Here is a 213-nt window from a genome sequence, read left to right as displayed (position 1 = left end):
CGGAAGGCGAAGAAGGTTGTGCTGACAGAACCGGAAGGGACCCTGCGATGAGCAACGACGGCACCATTCACGCCCGCGGAATCCGAAAGTCTTTCGGCCCCAAGACGGTCCTGAAAGACATCAACCTGGACATCGCCAGCGGAGAGATCTGCTGCATCATCGGCCCCAGCGGTTCCGGCAAGTCCACCGTCCTGCGCTGCATCAACGGCCTGG

General features: G+C 61.5%; 1 protein-coding gene. It reads left to right on the top strand.

All coding sequences use genetic code 11. The annotated features are described in order from the left end of the window. Nucleotides 1–47 precede the first annotated feature (47 nt). Nucleotides 48–213: ATP-binding cassette domain-containing protein (locus AC5RUM_RS21535; RefSeq protein ID WP_494036857.1), on the top strand; the 166-nt coding region annotated here is incomplete at its 3' end.

Source organism: Arthrobacter sp. B2060, assembly GCF_059090445.1.
The sequence above is the reverse complement of the archived record's forward strand: the minus strand, read 5'-3'. Positions and strand labels throughout refer to the sequence as shown.